Raw genomic sequence first — 4769 nt, forward strand, 5'->3', positions numbered from 1 at the left:
GCGGTCAAAGCGTGCCGGGAGAAGGGCTATCAGGTCAGCGCGGTCGTGGTGGATCGTAACGGCAATACCCAGATGGCGATGCGCGATACCCTGGCCAGCCGCTTCACCCTGCAGATCGCCGAGGAGAAGGCCAATCTGGTGATTATGTCGGGCATCCCCTCCGGACAGTTTCGCGGCAGTCGCCAGGATATTCGCCCGGAACTCAATCACATCGACGGGATTGTGGTGATGGATGGCGGGCTGCCGATTCAGGCGGCGGGGACGAATATCGCGGCCATTGGCGTCAGCGGGGCGCCGGGCGGTGATATTGATGCCGAGTGTGCGGCACAGGGCATTGCCGCCGTGCAGGATCGGCTCGACTTTATCCAGTAACCGGTCGGGAGAGGTGATGTGATATTTGCCCGAATTCTGTTTCTGCTGGGCAGCGTTCTGGCGCTGTTTGCCCTCTGGCGCTTGCTGGCGCCGTATGTCTATGGATCGCTGTCGCCCGCTTCCGGGCAGACCGTGCTGTTTCTGATTGTCGGGGGCGTTCTGGCGTGGCTCGGTTATCAGCTGGAGCGCCGTGCCGGCGGCGGGACGGGCTCGCATGACTGAGCAGGTCGAAGGCTATATCTGTTTTTATACGGACCATATCGCCGAGGAGTTCGTCTCCATCGACGAGGCCCGTTATATGCCGCTGGAGCAGATTCTGGTGATCCTGGAAGGCGGGGTGCTGGGCTATCCGCGCAATCTGCTCGGGATCATCGATGAGAAGGGCAACAGCCTGCAGTTTTTTGTTCAGCCGGAGGGCGGTGTCGAGCTGAATCTGTCAGTACCGGAGGAGTTCGGCTCTTATACCCGCCAGATCGAGCCGTTTGAGTGCTATACCCTGCTCAAAAAGGCCTGTCGCTATATCGAGCATATGCCGGTGGGCAAGGTCGAATTCAGCGGCTGGTGGATAGAATAACCGGCCGCCGACCTCGAATCGCTGGTATTTTTCCGCCGGCGGGCTAAGCTGAATTGACACGCACACAAAATTTCCGGGGTTTTGGGCCCATCCCGCGGGGGTGTCAGATGAAGCAGGAGCGCCGTCAGTTTGTTCGTCAGATCGCCGGTACGGCGGTCCGTCTCTATCACCCGGTTCTGGGGACGATTCGCAGCCGGGTCGAGGACTGGTCGCCCGGAGCGGTGCGCCTCAGCGGCGATATTCTCTATCACAATGGCCACGATCTGGACAGCGACTATTTCCAGCTCGGGGTCGACTGTCTGGATGTGATCTTCACCATGGCCTTCGTGCGCCTGGACGAGCAGGGCCTGGTCCTGCGCTTCGTTGACGAGGGGCAGACCCCGTTCGGCGATCGGCACTAGCCGCTCCTGTGCTTCAACTCAAATTTCTTCCCTGCTTGCCGATAGTGATGACGCAAGGCTGTTGATCGGCCGTCAAGTTGCGGCTGTGACGGTGTTTACCCATAATATCAATGTGTGTCAGTCCGGTATCAACGGGGGCTGGTGTCAGAGAATAATAATCCGAGCCGAATTGCGGGGGAGATGTGTATGCAAGAGCGCCGCTATTACAAGCGCAAACTGGTCAATGCGCGGGTCAGGCTGTATCACGCTAATTTCGATGTAGTGGAAGGCTCGACCCGGGATATTTCCGACGGCGGCGTGTTTGTCGTGACCGACCATCCACTTCCCCTGCAGGAAGGGGAGCAGGTGAAGATGATCCTGCCCCAGTCCCGATCGCCGGACATTATCTTCAACATGCAGGTGATTCGTGTTGACGCCGATGGTATGGGGCTGATGTTTCTTGATTATGAAAGCCAGGGCCGGCGCGGGACCATGGCAGAATTGCGCAACAATCTGAAAAAGAAAAAATAACCGGTGCTTGATTCGCTGCCATAGTCTGACTTACGGTGGAAACATAATTCATTGCACGCTGGAACTCCCAACCATGTCTGATACTGCGCACTACCGTCAGCTGCTGCTGAACAAGCGGCGCGAATTGCTCGAGCGAGTGTCGGCCATCGCCGATGATAGTCAGTTGCCTGCCAGTGCCGATTCGGAAGAACAGGCCGTGGAGCTTGAAAACGAAGAGGTTCTCACTGCGCTGGATGAAGAAGCCCGTCAGACTCTGACGCTGATCGATCAGGCACTGGAGCGAGTCGAGCGGGACGAGTACGGATTGTGCCTCGCCTGTGGCAAACCCATTGCCGAGGCCCGCCTTGAGGCCGTGCCCTATGCCGAACTGTGTATCGATTGCGCCGAACGACAGGAATCGGTCTGAAGGGATGCTGGCTTTTATTCTCGAACATCTGGAAGGGGTCATTATCGTGGCTCTGGTGGCGGGGCTGGTGTTGCTGGTGATGACGACCGCCCGACCCGGACGGGATGGATAAATACCGGGGTTTTCCCCCGACTCTTTTCAGGTGTTTCCCGGGAGTGTGATTCGTTTGTCACAGACAGGGCTTGGGCTTTACCCCGAGTCAGGCTAGAATCTGCCGCCAGACAAAAAGAACTCGCCCCTGTATCAGGGCTATAATGACTGCCGGGATGAACGGAGAATGATGGCCAGACTCTCCTCTTATTTTGATATTCGCGAGAAGCGTTACCAGTTCCGCAAGCCGGTACCGGCCCGGGTTCGAATCAGTCACTCTACCTTTGGCGTTATCGAGGCCATCACACGGGATATTTCCGATATCGGCGTCTTTGTCGATTTGCGCCATCGTCTGCGTCTGCCGATTGGCGCACATATCAAGCTGCAATTTCTCGATTCCGCCCGCCCCGAGATTGCTTTCAACATGAAAGTCATTCGCGAAAGCGATGAAGGTATGGCGCTGACCTTTGTCGATTTCGAAGTGGATGGACGACGTTACAAAATTGATGAGTTGCGCGAACACTGGAACCCGGCATAACAGCAGGCCGGGTTCTTTTCTGACTGGCCTGCGAGAAGCATATGGCCTGTCGGATTACCAAAGGAGGCGTTTTCATGTCACGAACCAACCGATGGATCCCGCTCGCCGGGCTGGCCCTGTTGCTGCCCTGGCTCGGGGGCTGCCAGAACACGGGCGGCAGCGTGGGTGTCGAATGGGGCGAGCCGGCCCCGCCTCCACGGCCCGACTCGCGGCCCATGCCGCCGGCGCATGCCCCGGCCCACGGCCGTCGGGCACAGCAGCAGCGCGAATATCGCTATTATCCGCGCAGCGGGATCTATTTTGATACGGGCCAGGGTGTCTACTTTTATTACAGCGATGGCCAGTGGCGCGTCTCCGCCGAATTGCCGCGCCGTTTGCGCTTGCGCCTTGGGGAGCATGTCACCGTGGAAGCCCACGCGGAGGAACCATGGCGTGATTATCAGGAACACCGGCGCAAATACCCGCCGGGATTGCGCAAAAAGAAGGGTGAGCATCCCGGTCAGGGCCGCGGGCTCGATCGCTGGGAGGAATAGCCCCGTAGCCCGGACGCGTCTCGATATGGTCTATGCTTGTTAGAGGCGAGTGGACTCGCAGAGGCAGGAGGGGGTTATGGAAAAGCGACAACATCGGCGTATTCCGTTTCGACGCCGCGTTTATCTGACCCGCCGGGAGGGCGATGAGCAGTTGCTGGAGTCGTCGGATTTTTCCCTTACCGGCATGGCGGTGCTCAGCGAGCGGCCGGTCCAGGTCGGTGAGAAGGTCTGGCTGCGCTTCGAGGTCAATACGTTGGGTAACTACCGACAACTGAATATTCAGGCGGAGATCCGGCATGTGGATCTGACCCCGGATTGTTATCGGGTGGGTGTGAATTTTCTCGAAGCCCGCTGAGCCATGCTGCAGATCGAGCACGATACCGCCTGGGATCGGGGACGTATTATTTTGCGTCCCCATCCGCCCTCCAGCTGGCGGGCCAATCTCTGGATTGTGGGCCTGGCGGCGCTGCTCTGTCTGTCGTTTGCCATCGGTTTTGCCCTGGCCGGGGCGTGGCTGATTTTGCCCTTCGCCGGCATCGAGATCATGGCCCTGTTCGGGCTGCTCTATTATGTTTCACTGAAAACCCGGGTGCAGGAAGTGGTCCAGTTCAATCATCAGGAAATCCGTTTTCAACGCGGGCGGCGCCAGCCGGTGCTCGAATGGCAGTGTCCCCGTTACGGGTGCCGCCTGCATGTCTCGCCTCCCACGCATCCCTGGTATAGCAGCCAGATTCACCTGCGCTGTCACGGCCAGGAAGTGGAGCTGGGCCGGTTTTTGTCGGATCGCGACAAGCATGCCCTGGTGCGTAATCTGAAAGCGTTTTTACAACGTGGCTGATTTCTGGCGGCACAAATCGCTGGCCGACATGACGGCGGCCGAATGGGAATCCCTGTGCGATCGTTGTGGACGCTGTTGCCTGCTCAAGCTGGAAGATGTGGACAGTGGCGCGCTGTATTTTACCAATATCGCTTGCCGGCATTTGCAGCAACCCGGCTGTCAGTGTGACTGCTATGCCAACCGGATTGCCGAAGTTCCCGAATGCCTGGCCCTGACCCCGCAGAGCCTGCCGGATCTGATCGACCATTTACCGGGCAGTTGTGCCTATCGGCGTCTGGCCGAGGGGCGCTCCTTGCCGCAATGGCATCCGCTGATCAGCGGCGATCCGGACACGGTGGTCCGGGCGGGTATCGCGATCGAAGGCAAGGTGATCAGCGAAGCCTATATTCATCCCGAACAATATGAAGAACATATTATTCACTGGCACCAGTGGGAAGGTGAGCCATGAGCCGGTGTTTCGAGTTGGCGCAACGGGTGTGGCGAGCATCTGGTATGTGCAGGTTCTGC

At 58.5% G+C, this 4769-nt stretch carries 11 protein-coding genes; all 11 read left to right on the forward strand.

All coding sequences use genetic code 11. The features are described 5' to 3' along the window. On the forward strand, positions 1-372 hold a 372-nt coding region (locus RI563_RS06130), incomplete at its 5' end, for a heme-binding protein (RefSeq protein WP_310693482.1). 18 nt (positions 373-390) lie between these two features. After that, positions 391-594, forward strand: coding sequence for a hypothetical protein (locus RI563_RS06135; RefSeq protein WP_310693483.1), 204 nt, complete (start codon positions 391-393; stop codon positions 592-594). Further along, positions 587-946, forward strand: coding sequence for a hypothetical protein (locus RI563_RS06140; RefSeq protein WP_310693484.1), 360 nt, complete (start codon positions 587-589; stop codon positions 944-946). The genes RI563_RS06135 and RI563_RS06140 overlap by 8 nt, the downstream gene beginning before the upstream one ends. Positions 947-1053: 107 nt before the next feature. After that, positions 1054-1347 (forward strand): hypothetical protein, encoded by a 294-nt coding sequence (locus RI563_RS06145; RefSeq protein ID WP_310693485.1) that lies wholly within the window; start codon positions 1054-1056, stop codon positions 1345-1347. A 186-nt stretch (positions 1348-1533) separates the two neighbouring features. Continuing rightward, positions 1534-1857 (forward strand): PilZ domain-containing protein, encoded by a 324-nt coding sequence (locus tag RI563_RS06150; protein WP_310693486.1) that lies wholly within the window; start codon positions 1534-1536, stop codon positions 1855-1857. A 73-nt stretch (positions 1858-1930) separates the two neighbouring features. Next, positions 1931-2263, forward strand: a complete 333-nt coding sequence (locus RI563_RS06155) for a TraR/DksA family transcriptional regulator (RefSeq protein WP_310693487.1) — start codon at positions 1931-1933, stop codon at positions 2261-2263. A gap of 277 nt (positions 2264-2540) precedes the next feature. Beyond that, complete coding sequence (locus RI563_RS06160) at positions 2541-2891, forward strand: PilZ domain-containing protein (RefSeq protein WP_310693488.1); 351 nt, start codon at positions 2541-2543, stop codon at positions 2889-2891. Positions 2892-2965: 74 nt separating this feature from the next. Continuing rightward, positions 2966-3424, forward strand: coding sequence for a hypothetical protein (locus RI563_RS06165; protein ID WP_310693489.1), 459 nt, complete (start codon positions 2966-2968; stop codon positions 3422-3424). A 76-nt stretch (positions 3425-3500) separates the two neighbouring features. Further along, positions 3501-3779: a PilZ domain-containing protein gene (locus RI563_RS06170; protein ID WP_310693490.1), complete on the forward strand. Its 279-nt coding sequence runs from the start codon at positions 3501-3503 to the stop codon at positions 3777-3779. A gap of 3 nt (positions 3780-3782) precedes the next feature. Continuing rightward, a complete protein-coding gene (locus RI563_RS06175) occupies positions 3783-4262 on the forward strand; it encodes a DUF2244 domain-containing protein (RefSeq protein WP_310693491.1) in 480 nt (159 codons plus the stop codon). 28 nt (positions 4263-4290) lie between these two features. After that, positions 4291-4710: a YcgN family cysteine cluster protein gene (locus RI563_RS06180; RefSeq protein WP_317622860.1), complete on the forward strand. Its 420-nt coding sequence runs from the start codon at positions 4291-4293 to the stop codon at positions 4708-4710. Positions 4711-4769 lie beyond the last annotated feature (59 nt).

The sequence above is a fragment of the Thiohalophilus sp. genome, from assembly GCF_031581315.1.
GTDB lineage: Bacteria > Pseudomonadota > Gammaproteobacteria > UBA6429 > Thiohalophilaceae > Thiohalophilus.

Coding starts and splice junctions, on each gene's coding strand:
- RI563_RS06170 (WP_310693490.1), top strand. CDS start 3,501: ATGGAAAAGCGACAACATCGGCGTATTCCGTTTCGACGCCGCGTTTAT.
- RI563_RS06145 (WP_310693485.1), top strand. CDS start 1,054: ATGAAGCAGGAGCGCCGTCAGTTTGTTCGTCAGATCGCCGGTACGGCG.
- RI563_RS06140 (WP_310693484.1), top strand. CDS start 587: ATGACTGAGCAGGTCGAAGGCTATATCTGTTTTTATACGGACCATATC.
- RI563_RS06160 (WP_310693488.1), top strand. CDS start 2,541: ATGATGGCCAGACTCTCCTCTTATTTTGATATTCGCGAGAAGCGTTAC.
- RI563_RS06175 (WP_310693491.1), top strand. CDS start 3,783: ATGCTGCAGATCGAGCACGATACCGCCTGGGATCGGGGACGTATTATT.
- RI563_RS06150 (WP_310693486.1), top strand. CDS start 1,534: ATGCAAGAGCGCCGCTATTACAAGCGCAAACTGGTCAATGCGCGGGTC.
- RI563_RS06165 (WP_310693489.1), top strand. CDS start 2,966: ATGTCACGAACCAACCGATGGATCCCGCTCGCCGGGCTGGCCCTGTTG.
- RI563_RS06180 (WP_317622860.1), top strand. CDS start 4,291: ATGACGGCGGCCGAATGGGAATCCCTGTGCGATCGTTGTGGACGCTGT.
- RI563_RS06155 (WP_310693487.1), top strand. CDS start 1,931: ATGTCTGATACTGCGCACTACCGTCAGCTGCTGCTGAACAAGCGGCGC.